General features: G+C 68.2%; 20 protein-coding genes. 9 read left to right on the forward strand and 11 right to left on the reverse strand.

Going from position 1 to position 22,482, the window contains the following annotated elements; genetic code table 11:
- Positions 1-10 precede the first annotated feature (10 nt).
- Both AAN986_RS17145 and AAN986_RS17150 read right to left on the reverse strand, forming a co-directional pair.
- Entirely contained in the window at positions 11-1,183 is a 1,173-nt protein-coding gene (locus AAN986_RS17145) for an MFS transporter (RefSeq protein ID WP_047217252.1), read from the reverse strand.
- A complete protein-coding gene (locus AAN986_RS17150; protein ID WP_047217251.1) occupies positions 1,180-2,421 on the reverse strand; it encodes a serine hydrolase domain-containing protein in 1,242 nt (413 codons plus the stop codon). The genes AAN986_RS17145 and AAN986_RS17150 overlap by 4 nt, the downstream gene beginning before the upstream one ends.
- A 116-nt stretch (positions 2,422-2,537) precedes the next feature.
- On the opposite strand from AAN986_RS17150, the gene AAN986_RS17155 reads away from it, so the two are divergent.
- Together AAN986_RS17155 and AAN986_RS17160 are read left to right on the forward strand one after the other, a co-directional pair.
- Positions 2,538-3,509 carry a LysR family transcriptional regulator gene (locus tag AAN986_RS17155; protein ID WP_047217250.1) on the forward strand — a complete coding sequence of 324 codons (972 nt, stop codon included), beginning with the start codon at positions 2,538-2,540 and terminating at the stop codon, positions 3,507-3,509.
- Positions 3,510-3,826: 317 nt separating this feature from the next.
- On the forward strand, positions 3,827-6,796 hold the full coding sequence (locus tag AAN986_RS17160; RefSeq protein ID WP_349335414.1) for a diguanylate cyclase: 2,970 nt from the start codon (positions 3,827-3,829) through the stop codon (positions 6,794-6,796).
- A 67-nt stretch (positions 6,797-6,863) separates the two neighbouring features.
- On the opposite strand, the gene AAN986_RS17165 is transcribed toward AAN986_RS17160, so the two are convergent.
- The 7 genes from AAN986_RS17165 to AAN986_RS17195 all read right to left on the reverse strand — a co-directional run bounded on the left by AAN986_RS17165 (position 6,864) and on the right by AAN986_RS17195 (position 13,079).
- Positions 6,864-7,541, reverse strand: coding sequence for a DUF1028 domain-containing protein (locus AAN986_RS17165; protein ID WP_034364380.1), 678 nt, complete (start codon positions 7,539-7,541; stop codon positions 6,864-6,866).
- A 53-nt stretch (positions 7,542-7,594) separates the two neighbouring features.
- Complete coding sequence (locus AAN986_RS17170) at positions 7,595-8,029, reverse strand: RidA family protein (protein ID WP_012204875.1); 435 nt, start codon at positions 8,027-8,029, stop codon at positions 7,595-7,597.
- Between the two features lie 53 nt (positions 8,030-8,082).
- Entirely contained in the window at positions 8,083-9,357 is a 1,275-nt protein-coding gene (locus AAN986_RS17175; RefSeq protein WP_047217249.1) for an NAD(P)/FAD-dependent oxidoreductase, read from the reverse strand.
- A gap of 115 nt (positions 9,358-9,472) precedes the next feature.
- Positions 9,473-10,171 carry an ABC transporter ATP-binding protein gene (locus AAN986_RS17180; RefSeq protein ID WP_016448200.1) on the reverse strand — a complete coding sequence of 233 codons (699 nt, stop codon included), beginning with the start codon at positions 10,169-10,171 and terminating at the stop codon, positions 9,473-9,475.
- Positions 10,164-10,991 (reverse strand): ABC transporter ATP-binding protein, encoded by an 828-nt coding sequence (locus AAN986_RS17185; RefSeq protein WP_047217248.1) that lies wholly within the window; start codon positions 10,989-10,991, stop codon positions 10,164-10,166. Before AAN986_RS17185 ends, AAN986_RS17180 begins: the two co-directional genes overlap by 8 nt.
- Entirely contained in the window at positions 10,981-12,162 is a 1,182-nt protein-coding gene (locus tag AAN986_RS17190) for a branched-chain amino acid ABC transporter permease (protein WP_047217247.1), read from the reverse strand. The genes AAN986_RS17185 and AAN986_RS17190 overlap by 11 nt, the downstream gene beginning before the upstream one ends.
- Positions 12,162-13,079, reverse strand: a complete 918-nt coding sequence (locus AAN986_RS17195; RefSeq protein ID WP_349335415.1) for a branched-chain amino acid ABC transporter permease — start codon at positions 13,077-13,079, stop codon at positions 12,162-12,164. Before AAN986_RS17195 ends, AAN986_RS17190 begins: the two co-directional genes overlap by 1 nt.
- Positions 13,080-13,368: 289 nt before the next feature.
- Between AAN986_RS17195 and AAN986_RS17200 the strand changes: the two genes are divergently transcribed.
- From AAN986_RS17200 to AAN986_RS17210, 3 genes are all read left to right on the forward strand, one after another.
- Positions 13,369-14,517, forward strand: a complete 1,149-nt coding sequence (locus AAN986_RS17200; protein ID WP_047217245.1) for a branched-chain amino acid ABC transporter substrate-binding protein — start codon at positions 13,369-13,371, stop codon at positions 14,515-14,517.
- On the forward strand, positions 14,517-16,031 hold the full coding sequence (locus tag AAN986_RS17205; RefSeq protein ID WP_047217332.1) for a 4-hydroxyphenylacetate 3-hydroxylase family protein: 1,515 nt from the start codon (positions 14,517-14,519) through the stop codon (positions 16,029-16,031). Before AAN986_RS17200 ends, AAN986_RS17205 begins: the two co-directional genes overlap by 1 nt.
- 133 nt (positions 16,032-16,164) lie before the next feature.
- Entirely contained in the window at positions 16,165-17,115 is a 951-nt protein-coding gene (locus AAN986_RS17210; protein ID WP_034398359.1) for a LysR family transcriptional regulator, read from the forward strand.
- A 29-nt stretch (positions 17,116-17,144) separates the two neighbouring features.
- Here the strand turns inward: AAN986_RS17210 and AAN986_RS17215 are convergent, their stop codons facing one another.
- Complete coding sequence (locus AAN986_RS17215) at positions 17,145-17,705, reverse strand: dihydrofolate reductase family protein (RefSeq protein ID WP_047217244.1); 561 nt, start codon at positions 17,703-17,705, stop codon at positions 17,145-17,147.
- A 220-nt stretch (positions 17,706-17,925) separates the two neighbouring features.
- Here AAN986_RS17215 and AAN986_RS17220 point away from each other — a divergent pair, with 220 nt between their 5' ends.
- From AAN986_RS17220 to AAN986_RS17230, 3 genes are read left to right on the forward strand one after another with little or no spacing between them, the layout of a single operon-like run.
- Positions 17,926-19,032 (forward strand): alkene reductase, encoded by a 1,107-nt coding sequence (locus tag AAN986_RS17220; RefSeq protein WP_047217243.1) that lies wholly within the window; start codon positions 17,926-17,928, stop codon positions 19,030-19,032.
- 59 nt (positions 19,033-19,091) lie between these two features.
- The gene (locus tag AAN986_RS17225; RefSeq protein WP_016448208.1) at positions 19,092-20,111 is read left to right on the forward strand and encodes a zinc-binding alcohol dehydrogenase family protein; all 1,020 of its coding nucleotides are present in this window, start codon (positions 19,092-19,094) and stop codon (positions 20,109-20,111) included.
- 3 nt (positions 20,112-20,114) lie between these two features.
- On the forward strand, positions 20,115-20,414 hold the full coding sequence (locus AAN986_RS17230; protein WP_016452308.1) for a putative quinol monooxygenase: 300 nt from the start codon (positions 20,115-20,117) through the stop codon (positions 20,412-20,414).
- 25 nt (positions 20,415-20,439) lie between these two features.
- Here AAN986_RS17230 and AAN986_RS17235 read toward each other — a convergent pair whose 3' ends face one another.
- A complete protein-coding gene (locus AAN986_RS17235; RefSeq protein WP_227469613.1) occupies positions 20,440-21,384 on the reverse strand; it encodes a LysR family transcriptional regulator in 945 nt (314 codons plus the stop codon).
- A gap of 105 nt (positions 21,385-21,489) precedes the next feature.
- Here AAN986_RS17235 and AAN986_RS17240 point away from each other — a divergent pair, with 105 nt between their 5' ends.
- Positions 21,490-22,470 carry a tripartite tricarboxylate transporter substrate binding protein gene (locus AAN986_RS17240; RefSeq protein WP_016452310.1) on the forward strand — a complete coding sequence of 327 codons (981 nt, stop codon included), beginning with the start codon at positions 21,490-21,492 and terminating at the stop codon, positions 22,468-22,470.
- Positions 22,471-22,482 lie beyond the last annotated feature (12 nt).

A 22,482-nucleotide genomic window follows, 5' to 3' on the forward strand; every position in this document is an offset into this window, starting at 1 on the left:
CCCTCCCTACCTACCTGCACACCGCAGGGAACCCATGCCGCCTGGCCGCCCACACCACGGCCAGCGATGCGCCCAGCAGCGCCAGCAGCACGGGCGTGAAGGCGCCCACGCCCATGCGCGCCAGCAGCAGGCCGCCCACGATGCCGCCGCCGGCAATCGCCATGTTCCAGGCCGTGACCAGCATGGACTGCGCCACGTCGGCGGCCTCGCCCGCCGTGTGGGCAATGGCGGTCTGCAGCAGCGTGGCGGCGCCGCCAAAGGCCAGGCCCCAGACGGCCACCGCCGCATACACCAGGGCCGGCGCATCTGCGGCCACGCCCAGCATCAGCGTGGACAAGGCGAACAGCGCAATGCTGGCCAGCGTGAGCGCACGCAGGTGGCGGTCGATCAGCACGCCGGTGATCCAGATGCCCAGCACGGAGGTGGCGCCGAACACCAGCAGCACCAGGTCCGTGCGCGCGGCCATGCCCGCCTCCGCCAGGAAGGGCGCGATGTAGGTGTAGAGAATGTTGTGCGCCAGCACGAAGGCCAGCACCACGAACAGCACGGGGCGCACGCCCGCCAGGGTGAACACGCGCCGCAGCGGCAGGTGGCGGCCTGCCGCCTGCCCTGCAAAGTCGGGCAGGCGGGCACGCACCCAGACCATGAGCGCCAGCGCCAGCACGCTCATGAGACCGAAGCACAGCCGCCAGCCCACCCACTGGCCCAGCACGGTGCCGGCCGGCACGCCCAGCGACAGCGCCAGCGGCGTGCCCACCATGGCAATGGCGATGGCGCGGCCCTTGAGATGGCCGGGCACCATGCGTGCCGCGTAGCCGGCCAGCAGCGCCCAAAGCAGCCCGGCCGAGACCCCCGCCAGAAAGCGCGCCACCAGGGTCAGCGCAAAGTGCGTGGACAAGGCCGTGACCGTGTTGGCGACGACAAAGCCCGCGATCGCCGCCAGCAGCAGGGAGCGGCGGCGCATGCCCTGCGTGGCGGCCGTCAGCGGTATGGCGGCCACCAGGGAACCTATGGCGTAGAGGGTGACGGTCTGGCCTACCCAGGCCTCGGTCACGGCCAGGCCCTGGGCCATCTGCGGCAGCAGGCCCGCCGGCAGCGCCTCGGTCAATATGGTGATGAAGGCTGCCATGGCCAGCGCCAGCAGGGAGGCAACGGGAAGGCGGTCCTGGCGTGTTCCGGTCATTGCGGCTCTCCCGAAACCCCTTGGACCTCACAAACCCCGTAGACCGCGTCGCGCAAATCGTTGACGAAGCGCCCCGACATGCCCTCGTACAAGGTGTTGGTGAAGGCCACGACACTGAGCTCCTGCGCCCGGTCCACGAACCAGGAATGCCCATAGGCCCCGCCCCAGCGCCAGGTGCCCACCGACTCCGGCGATGCCGCCTGCGCCGCATCGCGCAGCACGGAAAAGCCCAGGCCAAAGCCGAAGCCCGGCGCATTGGGCAGGGCCAGCCCGCCGGTCTGGTCCCGCGCCATCTCGGCGACCAGGGCGTCGGGCAGCAGGGTGTTGCCGCCCTGGCGCAGGGCTTCCAGCAGCCGCAGGAAATCGCCTGCCGTCCCCGCCATGCCGGCGCCGCCGGAGGCAAAGGCCTGGGCGTCAAAAATGCGCGAAGGGCTGAAGGCAATGCCGATGCTCCCCTCGAAGGGCGACACGGTCTCGCCCTCGGCCAGCGGATGGGGCTGCGGCACATCGCTGACATAGGCCGTGGCCACGCGCTGCGCGGCCAGCGCATCGGTGACGGCAAAGCCGGTATCGGTCATGCCCAGCGGCCCGGTCACCAGCTCGCGCACGGCCTGGTCCAGCGGCCTGCCGTGCACCTGTTCAATGAGGGCGCCCAGCACATCGGTGGCCAGCGAGTAGCCCCAGGCCGTGCCAGGCTCGTACCGCAGCGGCACGCTGGCGATGCGGCGCAGGTTCTCCGCCAGGCTGATGCCCGAGCCATCCATGCCGTCCGATACACCGGCCAGCGCATAAGGGCCCTGTGCGTCGGCCTCGAAGAAGCGGTAGCCCAGCCCCGCCGTGTGGCTGAGAAGCTGCCGCGCGGTGATGCGCGCCGGCCGGCCATCGGCCAGCCGGGGCCGGAACTGCGGCAGCCAGCGGTCCACGCCCTCATCCAGACCGAGCCGGCCCTGCGCCACCAGCACCAGGGCCGCCGCCGAAACAATGGGCTTACTCGCCGAAGCCAGGCGAAACACCGTGTCCACGGCCATGGGCAGGCCGCGCTCGCGGTCAGCCCAGCCGGCAGCCTGGCGGTGGACCAGGGCGCCGCCACGCGCCACCAGCACCACGGCGCCGACCAGGCGCTGCGCCTCAAGCGCCTGCCGGACCACGGCCTGGATGCGGTCGGACAGGGGCGAGTTCAACGGGGCTGCAGGCAGCGCAGCGGGTGCAGCAGATGCCGCAGAAAGAGCAATCGTCATGGGAATTCCCGGGATCAATGAACAGGGTCCTGACGATAGAAACCCCTCGATTAAAGAAAAAGTGGGGTAGATTTCCGGGTTATGCGGAGCTTTCTGTCCGCAATGAAGGAGTGGCCTTGGACAGCCTCAACGGTTTCCTGGTGTTCGTGCAGGTCGCCGAGACCCGCAGCTTCGTGGCGGCAGGCCGGCTGATGGGAGTCTCGGCATCGGCCATCGGCAAGAGCGTGGCAAGGCTGGAGGACCGGCTGGGCGTGCGCCTGTTCCACCGCAGCACGCGCAGCATCACGCTCACGGCAGAGGGCGCGCTGTTCCTGGAGCGCAGCCGCCGCATCCTGGCCGAGATCGAGGCCGCGCAGCTGGAGCTGTCGCAGGCCAGCACCGCGCCGCGCGGCCGGCTGCGGGTCAGCCTGCCCCTGGTCAGTTCGCTGGTGCTGCCGGTGCTGGGCGAGTTCATGCGAGCCTATCCCGAGATCGAGCTGGACCTGGACTTCACCGACCAGCTGGTCGATGTGATCGAGGAAGGCTTCGATGCCGTGGTGCGCACGGGCGCACCCGCCGACTCACGCCTGTCCGCGCGCCGGCTGGGCGCCTTCGGCTACCTGCTGGTGGCCTCGCCCGGCTACCTGGCGCAGCGCGGCACGCCCCGGGTGCCCGAGGATCTGCTGCAGCACAGCTGCCTGCACTACCGCTACCCCCACAGCGGCAAGCTGGAGCCCTGGGTGCTGCGGCGCGCAGCGGGCGCGCCCGAGCTGCAACTGCCCACCTCCATGATCTGCAACAACATCGAAACCCGGCTGTGCTTTGCGCTGCAGGGCCTGGGCATCGCCTACCTGCCGGAGTTCTCCATCCGCGAGCCGCTGGCCGACGGCCGGCTGCAACCCGTGCTGGCGGACTGCATGGAGCACACCAATGTCTTCCACGTGCTGTGGCCCGCCAGCAAGCACCCCTCGCCCAAGCTGCGGGCGCTGGTGGACTTCCTGTGCGCGCGGGTGTTTCCGCAGGCGCAACCCGGGCAGGCCCAGGACGCTGCCAGGACCGGCGCGCCCAAGACACCCAAGACACCCCAGACATCCGGGACGCGCAGATAGGCTGCCCGCCGGCTGCTGCCCTGACTTGCTGGCTATCGCGCGGGCCCCTATCTGAGTTAGCATGCTTATAGAGCGACGTATTCACAGAGTCATATCGGTTGCTCTGGCCCACCGGCAGGCAGGACCTGCGTCTCGAACGCTGTGGCGTGCGGGGCGCTGTATCGGTGGGCCATTGCGGTTGACAGCTGGCGTTGCAGATCTTTTTTCTTGTCTCGCTGCGTTGCATGTCTTCTCGTTCCACCGCTATCCATCGTCCCGCCCTTTCCTCGCGCTCGCACGCAAGAACATCGTTGGCCGTCATTGCAGGCGTCTGCTTGATGGCGCTCGCAGCGGGGCTGTACTGGGCCGCGTTGCTGGCCAGCCACCAGTACATGCAGCGCTACACACAGGATCAGGCATGGCTGCGCGTCTCGCAGATGTCCCAGGCGGTTTCCGCGCAGGCCGGGACCATGCTGTCGGGCCTGAACTATTCCCTGCGGGACCTGGCCCAGGACTACGAGTCGGGTGACTCCGAGGCGTTCGGGCGGGCCGTCGCCAGCGTCCAGGAGGCCTATCCGCCCGGCACCATCGTCCAGGTGGCCGTGGCCGATGCGAAGGGCCAGGTGGTGTATTCGAGCCTGGCAGCCTCGGAGCCGCCTGCGCAGGGCGTGTCCATTTTCGACCGCGAACATTTCCAGGCGCATCTGAAGGGCCTGACGCAGGGAACCTTCATCGGCCGTCCGGTACAGGGACGGGTTTCCGGGCAATGGGGTATCCAGCTGAGCCGCGCCCTGCACCACCGTGGCGCGTTTGCGGGCGTGCTGGTGGTGTCGCTGTCGCCGCAGTACCTGTCACGGCAGTTGCAGGCCATCTTCGACAGCCCGCGCGACGTGATCTTGCTGCTGCGCGAGGACGGCACCTATCTTGCACGCTCGCAGAACCAGGACCGGGTGCTCGGGCGCCAGTTGCCCGCGAAGCGGGTGGCGCTGTTTGCCCCCGATGTCACGCATGGCACCTACGAGGTGCTGGCGAGCACCGACGGAATACAGCGCATGTATGCCTGGAGCCGCGTCAGCGGCTTTCCGATACTGGTGAGCACGGGGCTGGACCACGAGGCCGTGTTCGGCCCGCTCAACGAGACCATACGGCAGAGCCTGTGGCGCAACGGCATAGGCACGCTGCTGATTTTTCTGGGCGGGATGCTGACGGCCTGGCTGGCGTTCCAGCGCTGGCGGGAGGAGGACCAGCGGGTCCAGTCCGAAGAGCGCTTTCATCTCCTGTCGCAGGAAGTGCCGGGCGGCCTGTTCCAGTACAGCTGGGACCCTGCCGGCCACTACGCTCTGTCGTTTGCCAACCCCGGCTTTTATGCCATGCACTGCATCGATCCGGATACGGCCGACACTGCCTTGCAGGACCTGGCACAGCGGGTTCATCCGGAAGATATCTCCGCGCTCAGGCGGTCCATCGACGAAGCGATGCGCAGCCAGGGGGACTGGGCCTGCAAGTACCGCGTGCAGTCCGCCGATGGCTCCGTGCGCTGGCTGCAGGGCCATGCACGCCCGCAACGCACTGACGACGCAACCGTGCTCTGGCATGGCTACATCCTCGATGTCACCCAGGACGAAAGCCTGCGCAAGGCGCTTCACGAGAGCGAGGAGCGGCTGCGGCTGACCATCGGTGCCGTGCGTGACGGACTTTGGCAGTGGGACCGCGAACACGACCAGGTGCTGTGGGATGCCCGCTGCTACCAGATGCTGGGCATGCCGGACCAGGCACTCGGTTCGTTCACCGTGGCCGGCTTCATGCATCTGCTGCACCCACTGGACCAGCCTCGCGTCCAGGAACGGCTCAGGCGCCACCTCGAACACGGCGACCCATTCCGTGTCGAGATGCGCATAAGGCAGGCCGATGGCTCCTGGCGATGGATCGAATCGCGCGGGGAAGTGACCCTGCGCGATGCCGACAACAAGGCAATGCGCATGCTGGGAATGCACACCGATATCCAGGAACGGGTGGAGCAGACCCATATGGTGAGCGCCCTGCTGGAGCGCGGAAGCGCCCTGGTGCTTGTCGCCAGCCATCGCCGCAGCATCGTCTACGCCAATGCCCGGGCAGCCGAGTGCTTCGGCCTTGCCGCGGGCGCGCTCGAGCCGCAGTGCTCATTCCAGCAGCTGCATCCGTCCAGCGACAGTTTCGACAGCTTCGCATCGCTGTACGAGCGCCTGAGCCTGAAGGGCACGGTGCGTACCGAGTGGGCACTGAAGGTCAAGGGCGGACACATGCGCTGGTTCGACATGCAGGGGGCACTGCTGGACCCCGAAGACCCCCAGGGCAATGTGATCTGGACACTGTTCGACGTAGATGCCCGCCATCAGGCGGAAAGCGCATTGCACCAGGTACAGCAGCGGCTGGAGGCCATCATCGAGAAATTTCCGTCGGGCATCCTGGTGACCGACGATGCGGGGCAGTGCATCAGGGCAAGCAACGCAATGCTGGTGGACCTGTTCGAGCTGCCGCTGTCCGCCACGGACCTTGTGGGGAAAAGCCTGCAGACCTTGCTGTCCTATTTGCCCCCGGCCATGGCAACGGCCTTGCAACCTGCACCGCAACCGGGGGGAGGTGCCCTGTCGCAACGAACGATCTTTGCCCTGTCCAACGGCCGCCATATAGAAACGGAGCTGCTGCCGCTTCGCAGGCAGGAGCGGCTGCTTGGCTACTGCTGGGTATTCCACGACGTGACCGACTACAAGAGGCGCGAAACGCAGCTCGAAGCCCTGGCATTGACCGATGCGCTCACGGGTGCCAGCAATCGGCGGGCCTTCATCACGCGCATGGAGTCGGAGCTGGAGCATCTGCGCCTGGGACTGAGCCATCCGTCGGCACTGATCATGCTGGATATCGACCATTTCAAGCGCGTCAACGACAGCTTCGGCCATGGCGTGGGCGACGAGGTGCTCAGGCATCTGGTGATCGCGGTGTCCAAGCAGCTGCGCCAGGGAGACATGCTGGGCCGCCTGGGCGGCGAGGAATTCGCCGTCTTGCTGACGGACGTGGACGCCCCGACCGCACTGCGGCGCGCGGAGAACCTGCGTGAGGCCGTGGCGGCGCTGGCCGTGTCCGTACAGGGCCAGGACAGCCCGATCCGCTTCACCGTGAGCCTGGGCGTATGCCTCATGGACGAGGGCGAGGCATCGGTCGAGCGCTGCCTGGAGCGGGCCGACGCCGCCATGTACTTCTCCAAGCGCAATGGTCGCAACCGCACCACGTGCTGGACGCCCGATACCCCCGTGATTTCAGACGCCAAGTGAACGCGATGCCAGTGCCGCGACACGCCCGTGCGACCGGGCAAGGCGATGTGTCAGCTACCCGGCCGCCTCATTCATCTCCCGGCACTCCGTAGCTGGGCGCGGCCGTGGGATCGATGGCGCGCGTCTGGTAGTCCTGCATCTGCGGCGCGTAGGCGGCCCAGAGGCCTTGCAGCGCGCCGATGGGATCGTGCTCCGACCAGTCCACGCGCAGGTCCGCCATGGGCCAGCTGTGCTCGCCCGCCACCTTGAGCGCGGCCGAATGCACGGGCCCGGCCTCGCCGCCCGCGGCCATGGCGGCCTGCATGGCGGCCAGCAGGCGCTCGGCCAGCGGCAGCGCCGCGCTGCGCTCGAAGGCCGGCACCATGGCCTCGATGGTGCGTTCGCTGGCCAGCAGGTTGCCGGCCGCCACGCACTGCCGCCCCACGGCGCTGGTGAAGATGCCCAGGGCCTGGCTGCCGCTGAAGACGCCGGCGCGGCCCTGCGCGTCCACCACGGTGACCTGGCGGTACTGCGGCCAGCTGCCGTCGTCCAGCGCCTGGCGCAGCGCGGCCTGGGGGTCGGCGCCCTGCTCCAGCAGGTCCAGCACGCGCGGGCCCAGGGCGGGCAGCGTGATGTTCTGCGTGGACACCACGCCCACGCCCGCGCGCACCCAGGGGCAGCGCGCGCCCACCGCAATGCTGGACGAGCTGATGGCCACGCCCAGCTGCCCGGTGCGCTCGCAGCGCCCCACAATCGAAAAAGTCATGGTTTCTTCCTCCTGCCGATGCGGCTGTACCAGGTGCTTGCTGGGGTTGACGCTCAGGCGCTGGCCGGCGGCTGCCAGTCATCGGGGATGACCGCGATCACGTCGATCTCCATCAGCCACTGCGGCTGCCCCAGGGCCGAGATGCACAGCCCCGTGGAGATGGGAAACACGCCCTTGAGCCACTTGCCCACTTCCCGGTAGACGGGCTCGCGGTAGCGCGGGTCGATGATGTAGGTGGTGGTCTTGACGATGTGCGACAGGTCGCTGCCCGCTTCCTCCAGCAGCTGCTTGACGTTCTTCATCGCCTGCTCGGCCTGCTTTTGCGGATCGCCCAGGCCGACCAGGTTGCCCTCGAAATCGGTGCCGATCTGGCCGCGCACATAGACGGTGTTGCCGGCGCGCACGGCCTGGCACAGGTCGTTGTCCAGCGACTGGTTGGGATAGGTGTCCTTGGTGTTGAACATGCGGATGCGGGTATGGGTGGGCATGGTCTGGCTCCTGCAGGGGGTGGATGGGAAGGTGTCTCAGAGCGCGCTACCTGCTACCTGCTGCGGGCGGCGGCGTCGTAGTCGCTGTAGCGGCGCTGCTTGGCGATGTGGTCGGCCACGAACTTGGCGTCATGCCACACGCCCCAGATGAAGGACGAGCCACGGCGCGACAGCCAGGGCAGGCCCAGGAAGTAGATGCCGGGCTCATGGCCCACGCCGCGGTGGTGGCGCGGCTTGCCGCCGGGCTCGAAGCTGTCCACCTGCAGCCAGCTGAAATCCACCCTGTAGCCCGTGGCCCAGATGATGGATGTGATGCCTGCGGCAGCCAGGTCGAGTTCGCGCAGCGGATGGCGCACGCACTCGGGATCGGGCAGGCGCCTGCGCGCCTCGGGCTCCTCGGGCAGGTCCAGGCCGTTGCGGCGGATGTAGTCGTCGGCCGCATCCAGCATGGCCAGGTAGTTGGCGTCGCCGTTGGCGATGTTCTCGGCCAGGTCGTCCCGGAAGCGCACACTGCCATCGGCGAAGGACTCGGTCAGCCCCACCAGGGTGATGCCCTGGTGTCCCAGCGCGCGAAAGTCCACGGTGTGGCCGCCGCGCGCGCCGCTGACGGCAATGGTCACATGCTCGCGGCCGGGCTTGGCAATGGCCGCATCCCATTCGCCCAGCACGCCCAGCCACCAGCAGAAATCACGGCCGCGGTAGGCGCGCGGCGGCCGGTCATGGGCGCCCACCGACAGGAACACCTTGCGGCCCGCGCGCTGCAGTTCATCGGCAATCTGCACGCCCGAGGAGCCTGCGCCCACCACCAGCACGGCGCCTTCGGGCAGCTGCGCGGGGCGGTGGTAGTGCGCGGAATGGATCTGCAGCAGGCGGCCATCGGCGGGCGCAGCCGGCACTATCGGCGGGATCACCGGCACCTGGAACGGCCCCGTGGCCGCGATCACGTTGCGGGCCTCGATCACGCCCTCGGACGTTTCCACCGTGAAGCCCGGCCGGCCCTGGTTGCGCGTGACCCGCCTGACCTCCACGCCGGTGCGCACGGGCGCCTTGATCTGGCGGACATACTCCTCGAAGTAATCGGCCACCTCGTCCTTGCCGGGAAAGCCGTCGCGGTCGCCCTTGAACTCCAGGCCCGGAAAGCGGTCATGCCAGGCCGGCCCGTTGGCCACCAGCGAGTCCCAGCGCCCCGTGCGCCAGGCCTGGGCGATGCGCTGGCGCTCCAGCACCAGGTGCTCTACGCCAAGCTGGCTCAGGTGTTCGCTGGCCGCAATGCCGGCCTGCCCGGCGCCGACCACGAGCGTATTGATGGTTTGGATTTCAGCTGTCATGGTGTGGGTCTCTCAGGAAAAAAAGGCGCAGGCCGTCCCGCATCGGCGCGGTGCCGACTGCCTTGGTGTGGTCCGCAACAAAAAAGGGAAGGAGGTGAAGGCCGCCCGTGCGGCGCTACAGGTACAGGTGCTTCACCACGTCGTTGGCCAGCAGCTCGCTGGCCGTGCCCGAGGCCACCAGCTGGCCCTTGAGCAGCAGATAGCCCGTGTGGGCGATGGACAGCGCCGCCTCGGCGTTCTGCTCGATGAGCAGCACGGTGATGCCTTGGCTGTGGATGCGCTGCACCGTCTCGAAGTACTCCTCGATGAGCTTGGGCGACAGGCCCAGCGTGGGCTCGTCCATCACCACCAGGCGCGGCTCGCCCATGAGCACGCGGCCCAGCGCCACCATGGCCTGCTCGCCGCCAGACAGCGTTCCCGCGGCCTGCGACAGGCGCTCGCCCACCCGGGGGAACAGGGCCACCACGCGCTCCAGCGCCTGGGCAAAGCCCTGCTGCGGGCGCAGCGCGTCGTGGCCGATCTTCAGGTTCTCCTGCACGGTCAGCTCGGCAAACAGGCGCCGCCCTTCGGGCACGAAGCCCACGCCCAGGCCGGCCAGGTCCTCGGTGCGCATGCGCGCCAGCGGCTGGCCCATGACGCGGATGGCGCCGTGGTGCACGGGCAGCAGGCCCGCGATCGCCTTGAAGGTGGTGGTCTTGCCCGCGCCGTTGGGGCCCAGCAGGCAGACGATGCTGTGCTCGGGCACCTGCAGCGAGACCTGGTTGAGCATGTTCACCACGCCATAGCGCGTGCTGATGGAGTCCAGTTCAAGCATGGCTGGCCTTTCTGCCCAGATAGGCTTCCTGCACGCGCGGCAGCCGGCGCACCGCCTCGAAGCTGTCGTCGCCGATCTTGCGTCCGTAGTCCAGCACCATCACGCGGTGCGGCAAGGTGGCGATGAGCCGCATGTCGTGCTCGATGATGATGAAGCCCAGCGCCGGATTGCCTTCGCGCAGGCGCTGGATGTCGGCGATCAGCGCATCGGTGTCGCGGTCGTCCATGCCGCTGGAGGGCTCGTCCAGCAGCACGATACGCGGCTCGGCGGCCAGGGCGCGCGCAATCTCCAGGCGGCGGCGGTCGGCCTGCGGCAGGCTGCTGGCCAGCACGTTGCGGCGCTGGTGCAAGTCGCTGGACACGCTTTGCAGCAGCACGCAGGCGCGCTCGGCGCAGCGCTTCATCTCGGCGCGCGAGACGGCCGGGCGCAGCAGCGCGGTGAGCACGCCGCAGCGGGTGCGCGCGTGCATGCCGATGATCACGTTGTCCAGCACGCTCAGCGAGCCGAACAGCCGGCTGGTCTGGAAGGTGCGCGCAATGCCGGCGCCCGCGATGTCGTGCGCGGCCATGCCCTTGAGCGAGCGGCCTTGCAGCAGCACCTCGCCCTCGGTGGGCTGGTAGATGCCGGTCAGCAGGTTCAGCAAGGTGGACTTGCCAGCGCCGTTGGGCCCGATGATGCCCAGCACCTCGCCCGCCGCCAGGTGGATGTCCACGCCCTGCACCGCCGTCAGGCCGCCGAAGCGCATGGTCAGGCCATGCCCCTCCAGGACCAGCGGACCTGCGGGCGCGGCATGGTGGGTGGGATGGGAATCAATGCTCATGGTTGCGCACCCGTTGGGGGAAGATGCCGCGCGGGCGGATGATGAGGAAGGCGATCACCACCAGGCCGTAGAACAGGATGCGGTAGTCGGAAAACGCCCGCAGCTTCTCCGGCAGCATGGTCAGCAGGAAGGCGCCGACGATCACGCCCAGCGTGTTGTCCATGCCGCCTGCGATCACCAGCGTCATGATGGTCACCGACACCAGGAAGGTGAAGTTGTCTGGCGAGATGAAGCTCACATAGAACGCATACACCGTGCCCGCGAAGCCCGCCAGGAAGGCGTCCACCGCAAAGGCCTTGACCTTGAACCAGGTGACGTTGATGCCGCAGGCGCGTGCGGCGATCTCGTCGTCGCGCAGGGCATTCCAGGCCAGTCCCACGCGCGAGCTGTGCAGGCGCTGCGCCGAGACGATGGCCAGCCCCAGCAGGGCGACGGCCACGTAGTAGAAGTTGGCCTGGCCCGGCAGGCTGTGGCCCCACAGCGTGATGGAGTCGTTGAACGAATGCCCGAACAATGTGGGCGAAGGAATGCCCACCAGGCCGTTGGCGCCGCCCGTCCACTCCAGGTTCATCAGCAGCTGGTGCACGACGATGCCGAAGGCGATCGTCACCAGCGCCTGGTAGCTGTCGCGGGTGCGCATGGACGGCAGGCCCAGCAAAAAGCCGAAGACCGTGGCCACGGCGGCGGCCACCAGCAGGCAGATCCAGAAGCTCACGCCGAAGTGGATGGCCAGCAGGGCCGACGCGTAGGCGCCAATGCCGTAGGACGCGCCGGTGGCGAAGTTCGGTATGTTGGCGCTGCCCAGCTGGAAGTTCAGCGCCAGCGCCAGCACCGCGTACAGGCAGGCGATGATCATCAGGTGCATGGCGTAGCTGTCACCGCCCAGCACCCACGGAAACACCAGCGCCAGCACCACGCCCGTGCCCACGGCCAGCGGCCTGCACTGGCCGAAGGCGGCCACGATGCGGTCCTCCACCACCGGGCGTTTCTGCACCGCGACCAGGGCCACGGCAAAGCAGGCCAGCAGCGCCAGCACCGTGATCCAGCTTTCGGCCAGCAGGAACTGGCGCAGCAGCACGGCGCCCGCCAGGGCCACGCCCAGCACGATGGCGGCCGAGCCCGCACTCCGTGGTGCCGCCCGCGGCGGCGCCTGTATCGTCGTTGTCTGCATCACACCTTCTCCATTTTCTGAACGCCGAACAGGCCGGCGGGGCGAAAGATCAGCACCAGGATCACCAGGGCGAACACGAACACCAGGCGGTACGAGGTGCCGTTGGGCACATAGCCCTGCACGATGGTCTCGATGGCCGCAATCAGCAGGCTGCCGACAATGGCGCCCCCGAGCCGCCCCAGGCCGCCGACCACTGCGGCGGAAAAGCCGATCAGCCCCGCCTGCACGCCGAAGTCAAAGCGCACCACGCCCGCATAGCTGGCCAGGAAGATGCCGCCCACCGCGCCGGTGGCCGAGGCAATGAAGAAGGTGTTGCGAAACACCGGCCCCGGCGCAATGGAGAACAGCCGCGCGGTTTCGCGGTCCTGCGACACGGCGCGTATGCGCATGCCCATGGGCGTGTGGTGCAGCACATAGAGCAGCACGCCCACCAGCGCCATGGCCACCAGCACCGAGACCACGCTGATCAGGGGCAGCGGCCCGAACGGGGTGGGAACGGCCCCCTGCGTAATCGCCGGGAACGCGTGCGGATTGCTGCCCTGCGGGTACAGGTGGCGGATCAGCTCGCGGATCACGATGCCCAGCGCCACCGTGGCCACCAGCGGCATCATGGCCGGCGCATTGCGAAAGCGGCTGATCACCAGCCGGTCCAGGGCGACGCCCAGCCCTCCCACCGCCGCAATGGCCACCAGGCAGGCCAGGCCCAGCACCAGCCAGGTGGCCGAGCCGCCCAGCGCGGCGGCCAGGGCCTGCACGGCCGCCAGGGCGATGAAGGGGGCGACCATGGCCACGTCGCCATGGGAAAAGTGAATCACCTGCAGCACGCCAAACAACAGGCTGAAACCCAGGGCAAGCAGGCTGTAGATGCAGCCCAGGGTCAGCCAGTTGATGAGTTGCTGGAACAGCGCGTCATGCATCGATAGGGTTCCTCTTGTGTCGGGTTCGGCCGGGTTGGCGGGGCTTCGCTTGTCTCCATGTCACGCAACCATTGAAGCAAGAAACCGCACAAAACCTGCGTCGCTTTTGCCGAGGCGCTGCTTCGGAAAACGCGATCCAGTCCCGGGCCGGTGCGGCGATACATTGATCCGGCGGCGTTGCCAGACAGCGCCGGCCAGCCCGCCATGCACCGTGGCGCCCCGCCGCCCCGGGCCCCGCCCGGGCCGCCATGGCTGCCCCTCGTCTTCACCTGAACAGGACCGACCGACCATGCAAGCCTTCACGACAACCACCGCCCTCCTGCCATCGCGCAGGCGCCTTGCCGCATCCGCCCTGGCGCTGGCCGCCGCCACGCTGGCCTGCGGCGCGGCCTGGTCCCAGTCCACCGTGAAGCTGGGCTTCATCGGCCCCGTCAGCGGCGGCAACGCACAGCAGGGCCTGGGCGCGAAGAACGGCTTCCTGCTGGCCATAGACCAGTGGAACGCCACGGCCGGCGTGCCGTTCAAGGTGGAGGGCGTGGTGCTGGACGATGCCTCCGACCCGCAGACCGGCGTGTCCGCCGCGCTCAAGCTGGTCAACGACCGCGACGTGGTGGGCGCCATAGGCCACTGGAACAGCCCCGTGGCCCTGGCCACGCTGCCGGTGTTCAACCGCGTGCAGATGCCCTTCATCGTCTGGGGCGCCATCGGCCCCAAGATCACCGACCAGAACTTCGCCAACACCACGCGCGTGACGCCCACCCTGGTCAACGAGAACAAGCCCCTGGCCGCCTGGGCCGCCACGGGCCTGGGCGCAAGAAAGATCGCCATCATTGCCGACACCAGCGACTACGGGCGCGCCAACCTGGCCTCGTTCGGCAGCTTCTACAAGGCAGAAAAAGGCAGCGTGGTGGCCGAGGAAAGCTACCCCGTGGGCACCACGGACTTCCGCTCCATCCTCACCAAGATCAAGAGCCTGAACCCCGACGCGGTCTACTTCGGCGGCGTGATCACCGAGGCCGGCATCCTGCGCAAGCAGATGGCCGAGCTGGGCATGAAGCAGCCCATGCTGGGCATCAGCGGCATCTTCGATCCGCAGCTCATCCAGATCGCCGGCCCGGCCGCGGACGGCACCATCGTCGGCACGCCCAAATCGCAGACCAACCCCCGGCTGGACGCCATGAGCCGCGCCTATGCCGCCAAGGGCTATGCCGACTCCGAGAGCCCGTACACCAAGTACGCCTACGACGCCACCGGCATCCTTTTGCAATCGCTCAAGACGGCAGGCACCAAGGACCGGCAGGCCGTGGCCAAGGCCATCCGCGCCATACGCTACGACGGCGTGACCGGTACCGTGACTTTCGATGCCAACGGCCAGACGCAGGTGCCCGTGGAGCTGCAGCTGCACGAGGTCAAAGACGGCAAGTGGGCCAGCCGCTGATGATCAGGACAGGCAGCCAGTACCGCGACTCCATCCGCGATGGCCGGCGGGTCTGGATGAACGGCGAGCGCGTCAACGACGTGACCACCCACCCCATGTTCAAGCCGCTGGTGGACATCCGTGCACGCATGTACGACCTGCAGCACGAGGCCGCGCTGCGCGACGCGCTCACCTACGACGAAGGCGACGGCGAGCGCCACCCCATCGCCCACAAGCTGCCGCTGACGCGCCAGGACTGGTGGGACAAGCGCCGCGCCACCGATCTGCTGCTGGAGGACATGGGCGGCGTGGTCATGCGCGTGGGCGACGAGAGCGTGGGCGAGATGTGGTCGCTGTTCGACGGCCAGGACGTGCTCAACGAGCTGGACCCGCGCTTTTCCGCCAACATCCGCACCCACATCCGCCGCGTGGTGCGTGGCGACCTGTTCCACGTATCGGCCAACACCGACCCCAAGGGCGACCGCTCGCGCCTGCCGCAGGACCAGAACCCCGACGTGCTGCTGCATGTGGTGAAGGAGACCGATGCAGGCGTCATCGTGCGCGGCGCCAAGTACGAGACCGCCGCCGCCTATGCCAACCAGGCCTTCACCAAGCCGGGGCTGGCGCACTGGGGCGACGCTGCGCAGTCCGAATACGCCATAGGCTTCATCTGCGACCTGGGTGCGCCCGGCCTGCGCTTCATCTGCCGCCCGGGCCTGGCCGCCCGCGCATCGGCCCAGGACCATCCGTTGAGCCATCGCTTCGACGAAGTGGATGCCATCGTGGTCTTCGACGACGTGCTGGTTCCCTGGGAGAACGTGCTGTTCTACCGCCACACCCGGGCCGCCCATTTCCTGCGCGAGACGCTGCACCGCTACTCGGCCTTCACCTTCCTGCAGCGCAGCCTGAAGCTGGCCGACATGCTGATAGGCACGGCCCTGCACAACGCGCGCCAGACCGGCGTGGAGAAGCTGCAGGCCGTGCAGGACAGGCTGGCCGGCCTGGCCTGCTACCGCGAAGGCATCAACGCCCACCTCACGGCCGCCATCGCGCTGGCCGAGCGCAGCCCGGCCGGGCTGATGATGCCCAACCAGTCGCTGCTGTTCACCGGAAGGTCGCTGGCCACCGGCCAGCTGCACCACATGATGAACACCGTGCGCGAGCTGTGCGGCGGCCAGGTCTGCCTGACGCCGGACCACGCCAGCTTCGAGAACGAGGAAACCGGCCCCTGGCTGCGCAAGTTCTACACCCTCGGCCCGCAATGGCAGGCCGACGACCGCCGCAGGCTGCTGGCCTATGCGCGCGACCTGCTCGACTCCGACCACGCCGGCCACCGGCTCAGCTTCCAGCTGTTTGCGCAATGCCCGCCCTACGCCCAGACGGCGGCCGTGTACCGGCACTTCAACTGGGATGCGCCGCTGGACTTCGTGGGCAAGTCCGCCGGGCTGACGGACCGCGTGAAGGCCACGCAGGCGCCGGCCCAGGGCGACGGTGCGGTGGCGCAATGGTTTCGCAATCACAACGCCAGCGACTGAAGGCTGCCGGGGCCCGACCGCCGCACAATGCAGGAGCCTTGCGGGAAGGGCCTCTTGCAGCGCGGTCCGCCGCTTGCTCAACTACGCGGCGGATCACCCTGGCCGCCCTCCCCCTCTCCACCTCTTGCACACCGTGCTGACACGACTGACCTTCAGACAATTGGAATACTGCGTGGCAGCGGGCGAGTTCGGCAGCATTGCCGAGGCCGCCAACCGCATCCACGTCTCGCCCTCGTCCATCTCCTCGGCCATCACCCAGGTGGAGGCCGAGCTGCAGGTGCCGCTGTTCGTGCGCCACCATGCGCAAGGCCTGTCCGTCACGCCCGCAGGCGCCGAAGTCCTGCGGGAGATCCGCGGCCTGCTCGACCAGGCCATGGCCTTGTACGACGTGGCCAGCAGCGCGCAAAGCCAGGTGCGCGGCCCCGTGCGCGTGGGCTGCTTCACCACGCTGGCGGCCATGGTCGCCCCCGAGCTGTGCCAGGGATTCGCGCGCGCCCACCCCAAGGCCACGGTGACACAGATCGAGGACCACCAGGAAGGCCTGATCCACAAGCTGCGCACCGCGCAGATCGATGTCGCCATCACCTACGACCTGCTGGTGGCCGAATCGGACATCTGCTTCGAGCCGCTGGCCCAGCTGCCGCCCATGGTCATCGTCAGCGAACTCAATCCGCTGGCCAACCACCGCTCCACCACGCTGGAGGCGCTGGCCCAGCTGCCCATGGTCCTGCTGGACCTGCCCCTGAGCCGTGAATACTTCATGTCGCTGTTCCGCGAAGCCGGCGTCTCGCCCCTGATCGCGGCCCGCAGCGCCAGCCCCGACGTGGTGCGCTCCCTGGTCGCCAACGACGTGGGCTACTCCCTGGTCAACGTGCGCCCGCGCAACTCCCATGCGCTGGACGGCAAGAAGATCGTCAACCTGCACCTGAACGGCAACCACCGCCCCATGAAACTCGGCCTGGCCTGGGCCCGCGAACAAAAGCCCCGCCATGTGGTGGAAGCCTTCATGCACCGCTGCCGCAGCTTCATCTCCAATGAATACATTCCGGGGATGACGGCGCCTGGGCGCGGGGAGGCGAACTGAGCGGCGCGCAGACCGAATCAGGGGGCCTGTCAGCTCGTGCTCTTGCGCACCTCGTAATGCAGCACCGCCATGCCCTCGCCAATCTGCCGAACCGACAGCAGGCGCAGCACCGGATGTAGCATCCGGCGCGGAAACAGCGGCTTGCCCCGGCCCAGCGTGGCCGAGCCCACGCTCAGGATCATCTCGTCCAGCAGGCCCGCGTCGTAGAACTGCCCCGCCAGGTCTCCGCCCCCCATGATCCAGAGATTGCCCCCGCCGGCCGCAGCCTGCATCTGCGCATGCACGGCACGCACATCACCGCTGACAAACCGGATATCGGCACCCGGGATACCAGGCAGCGTGCGGCTGGAAAACACCCAGGCAGGCTGCGTATAGGGCCACGCCGCCCCGGTCTCCCTGGCCACCGTCTCCGCGTGGCGCAGCATCCATTCGTAGGTGGCCGACCCCATGGCCAGCGCGCCCACGCCGGCAATGAACTCCGGGTAGCCCGTGGCCTGCATGTCGCCCAGCGGGAACAGCCAGTCCAGGGAGTCGTCCTCGGTGGCCAGGAATCCGTCGAGTGAGGTGGCGGCGAAGTATTGGGTTTTCATGGGGGGGATGGTAGCCAGGCAGGCGCGGCAAGGCCATCCGCCCGGGTGTCGCGCAGGCCGCACCTGGACCCCATCGTCAAATTTCTTTTGAAGCCGCCTTCAGTCTTGCGGGTCTTTTTCAATTGAAACGCCCAGGTCAACATCGCTCCATGCCCAGACGACTTGCGAACCGGGTTTCCACCACCGCCCCAACACCTCAACAGCTCCGCCAAGGAACCGAATGACCACCGCCTCCACGCCCCTGTTTCGCCCCCTGCAGCTCGGCCCGCTCAGCCTGCCCAACCGCATGGTGATGGCCCCCATGACGCGCAGCCGCACCAGCCAGCCAGGCGACGTGCCCAACGCATTGATGGCCACCTACTACGCACAACGCGCCAGCGCCGGCCTGATCGTCTCGGAAGCCACCCAGATCTCCCGCCAGGGCCAAGGCTACAGCTTCACCCCCGGCATCTATTCAGAGGCGCAGGTGGACGGTTGGCGCCGCGTCACGGACGCGGTGCACGCCGCCGGCGGGCGCATGGTGCTGCAGCTGTGGCACGTTGGCCGCATGTCGCATGCCAGTTTTCACGCCGATGGCCTGCCGGTCGCGCCTTCGGCGCTGTCGCCCCAAGCGCAGGTCTGGGTGGTCGGCGACGACGGTGTCGGCCGCATGGTCGACTGCCCCGTACCGCGCGCACTGAGCGCACAGGACATCCAGGACGTGATCGGCGACTTCCGCAGGGGCGCGGCCAATGCGATGCGTGCCGGTTTCGATGGCGTGGAAATCCACGGCGGCAACGGCTACCTGATCGATCAGTTCCTGCGCACCACCTCCAACCACCGCACCGACGCCTACGGCGGCGGCATCGCCCAGCGCACGCGCTTCGCCGAAGAGGTCGCGGCCGCCGTGGCGGGCGAGGTCGGGGCCGAGCGCACCGGCATTCGCCTGGCGCCCTTCATCACGCAGCGCAACATGAACTGCCCGCAGATCATCGAGACCATCCTGCATCTGGCCAGCAGGCTCGACGAGATCGGCCTGGCCTACATCCACCTGTCGGAAGCCGATTGGGACGATGCGCCCGAGATTCCGCAGGACTTCCGCCACGCGCTGCGCCGCGCCTACCAGGGCAAGGTGATCGTTGCGGGCAAGTACGACGCGGAGCGCGCCCAAGCCATCCTGCACGAGGGCCTGGCAGACCTCGTCGCCTTCGGCCGCCCCTTCATTGCCAACCCGGACCTGCCGGCGCGCTACGCCGCCCAGGCGCCGCTGGCCGCATTCGATCCGAAGGCCCTGTTTGGCGGCGACGAGCGCGGCTACTCGGACTACGCAGCCCTGGCCACCGCCTGAAGCCCTCCTTGCTCTCACTTCTTCCTCTCCCCTCTTCCTCAACCGTTGAAAGCACGACCATGAAAGCCGTTGGATACCAGAAGCCCCAGGCCATCAGCCAACCCGAATCGCTGATCGACATCACCCTGCCCGATCCCGTGGCCACCGGCCGCGACCTGCTGGTCGAAGTCAGGGCCGTGTCCGTCAATCCGGTGGACACCAAGGTGCGCGCCAGTGGCGCGCCCGCCGAGGGGCAAACGCACAAGGTGCTCGGCTGGGATGCCAGCGGCATCGTCAAGGCTGTGGGCCCCGAAGTCACGCTGTTCAAGCCGGGCGACCGCGTCTGGTACGCCGGCTCCATTGCGCGCCCTGGCACGAACAGCGAACTGCACCTGGTGGACGAGCGCATCGTGGGCCACGCGCCCAGGTCGCTGGACTTTGCACAGGCGGCGGCCCTGCCCCTGACCGCCATCACCGCATGGGAGATGCTGTTCGACCGCCTGGGCATCGCGCCGGGCAAGCACCCCAGCCACAAGACACTGCTCATCATCGGCGCCTCCGGCGGCGTGGGCTCCATCCTCACGCAGCTGGCCACGCGGCTGACCAGCCTTACCGTCATCGGCACCGCATCGCGGCCCGAGACGCAGGCCTGGGTCAAGGAGCTCGGCGCCCACCACGTGATCGATCACAGCCAGCCGATTGCCGACGAACTCAAGCGCATCGGCTTTCCCACGGTGGACCTCATCGTGAGCCTCACGCAGACCGACCTGCACTTCGCACAGATCGTCGAGGCGATCGCGCCCCAGGGAAAATTCGGCCTGATCGACGATCCCGCGTCGCTGGACATCACCAAGCTCAAGCGCAAGTCGGTGTCGGTGCACTGGGAATTGATGTTCACCCGCGCCCTGTTCGGCACCGACGACATGATCGGCCAGCATCGCCTGCTCAACGAGGTTGCCGCACTGGTCGATGCCGGCCTGATCCGCACCACGCTGGCCGAGCGCTTCGGCAGCATCAACGCCGACAACCTCAAGCGCGCCCATGCCCTGATCGAGTCGGGCAAGGCGCGCGGCAAGGTGGTGCTGGAGAACTGGGGCTGAGCCATGAAGACAGAGACCATTTTCAACCTGGCCATCCTTGAAGCGAAGGCCGGCCAGCAAGACCAGCTGCGCGACGCCCTGCGCGCGCTGGTGCCATTCACCCGGCAAGAGGCCGGATGCCTGGACTACACGCTGTTCGAGCTGGCGGACAAACCCGGCACCTTCTACATGCGGGAGTCATTCAGGGACCAGGCAGCGCTGGATGCGCATTTCAGCATGCCGTACTTCAAGGCGTTCGAGAAACGCTTCGACGAACTGCTGGCACGCCCCCTGCAACTGGTGGGCCTGAAGGAAGTGCCCTGACGGGCGGTACGGATCCGGTCGACGACTAGCGCGCGGCTGCAACGCGCCGCCCCCACGCTGGCGGCAGCGTGGGGGTTGCCGCCGAAAGCTCGTCCCATACGTACTGGGCGGCAAAGCCGTGGTGACGGCTGCGTGAGCGCACCAGGCAGGCTTGCCGGCCCAGATTTCTTTCGGCCAACGGGACTGCGTCCTGCACGTCCAGGCTCATTGCCGCGGCACCGTTGAGCAGCGCAACCATGCCGTTTTCACGGGCGGCATGCACCAGGTCCTCCAGCGTATCGGACTCCAGATGCACGCCCGGCTTCAGCCCCTGCGCCGCAAAGGCGTTGTCGAGCTGGCGCCGCATGGCGTATTCGCTTGGCAGCAAGGCCAGGGGGTGGTTCGCAACCTCGCTGAGCTCCAGCAGGCGTCGCCGCCGGCGGGGCTTCAATCCCACGGCCACCACCGGCTCGTCGAAGCAGGCCAGGATCTCCAGATCGGCATGCGGCTCCGGGTCGAAGCTGACGGCGAGATCGAAATCGCCACGCAACACGCCCTCCACCAAGGCCTGTGCGGTGCGCCTGCGCAGTGCGATCGCCAGCTGCGGCCACTGCGCCTGGGCCCTGCGCACGACGGGCAGTACCCAGCATCCCGCGTAGGACTGCACCAGGCCGATGCGCACCAGGCCCGCCACGGTGCTCGCACGCGCCTGCACGTCGCGCAGCGCCGCCTGCAGCTCCCTGAGGCAGGCCGACACCCGGCGGTCGAGCTCATGTCCGGAGGCCGTGGCTACGGCGCGCCCGCTCGCACGGTCGAACAGCTGCACGTCCAGGGTCGATTCCAGCAAGGCGATCTGCTCCGACAGCGCCGCCTGCGAGATCGAGGCATCGCGCGATGCCGCACTGAAGCTGTGCGCCCGCATCGCCGACACGAAGTAGCGCAACTGGCGCAATGAGACGAGATCGAGGGGGTCGCGGCTGCGTGCGGACATGGCCATCGGATTATCCGATAGGCGCGGCCAGAAAATGCGAATTGCGAAGAAACAAGGGCCTGCCGACACTACGGCCACGAGACAACTCTGGTCACGAGAGCACCGATGAAACGACGCAACTTCCTTCAGTACGCCAGCACGGCGACGGCCATTTCAGCCATGGGCGCAAGCCCCTCGGCGCGCGCACAGGCATTCCCTTCCAAGCCCATCCGCATCATCTGCCCCTATCCGGCAGGTGCGACCACCGATGCCGTCTCCCGCCTGATGGCGAATGCCTTGCAGACGGACAGCGGCAGCACGGTGATCGTGGACAACCGCAGCGGTGCGGGCGGCAACATCGGCACGGAGGCGGCGGCACGCGCAGAGGCCGACGGCTACACGCTGCTGCTGGGCGCACTCGGCCCCATGGCCGCGAACCCGGCGCTGTACTCCAGGCTCAACTTCGATCCGGCCAAGGACTTCACACCGCTGGCATGGGCCGCCTCGGTGCCGTTGATCTGGGCCGTGCATCCCTCCTTCCCGGCGACCACGGCCAAGGAGGCGCTCGAATGGCTGCGCAAGAACCCGGGCAAGTTCTCCTACGCATCCGCCGGCAACGGCACGCCGCAGCACCTGGCGGGAGAACTCGTCAAGCGCCAGACCGGCACCTCGATCCTGCACATTCCCTACCGCGGCTCCGCGCCTGCACTCAACGACGTGCTGGGCGGCACGGTGCAGATGGTGTTCGAAGCCACGCCGGCCATCCTGCAGCATGTGCAAAGCGGGCGCCTCAAGGCGCTGGCCGTGACGTCCGCCAGGCGCATTCCCGCGCTGCCCGGCGTGCCCACGCTCAAGGAATCGGGTGTGGACGCCGAGATCAGCGGCTGGTACGGCTTCCTCGCGCCCGCCGCGACCCCGGCCGACCGCAAGGCCTGGCTGATCAAGCACATGGGCTCGGCGCTGGCGGCCAAGGCCACGCAGGACAGGCTGGCCGAACTCGGCTCGGTGCCCATCGACAACTCGCCCCAGGCATTCGCACGCCTGCTGGACAGCGAACGGGCACGCTGGCAGACGCTGATCCGCGAAGTCGGCATCAAGCTCGACTGAAGGCGCCGCCCC

This window comes from Delftia sp. DS1230 (assembly GCF_040112715.1).
Classification (GTDB): Bacteria; Pseudomonadota; Gammaproteobacteria; order Burkholderiales; family Burkholderiaceae_C; genus Comamonas; species Comamonas tsuruhatensis.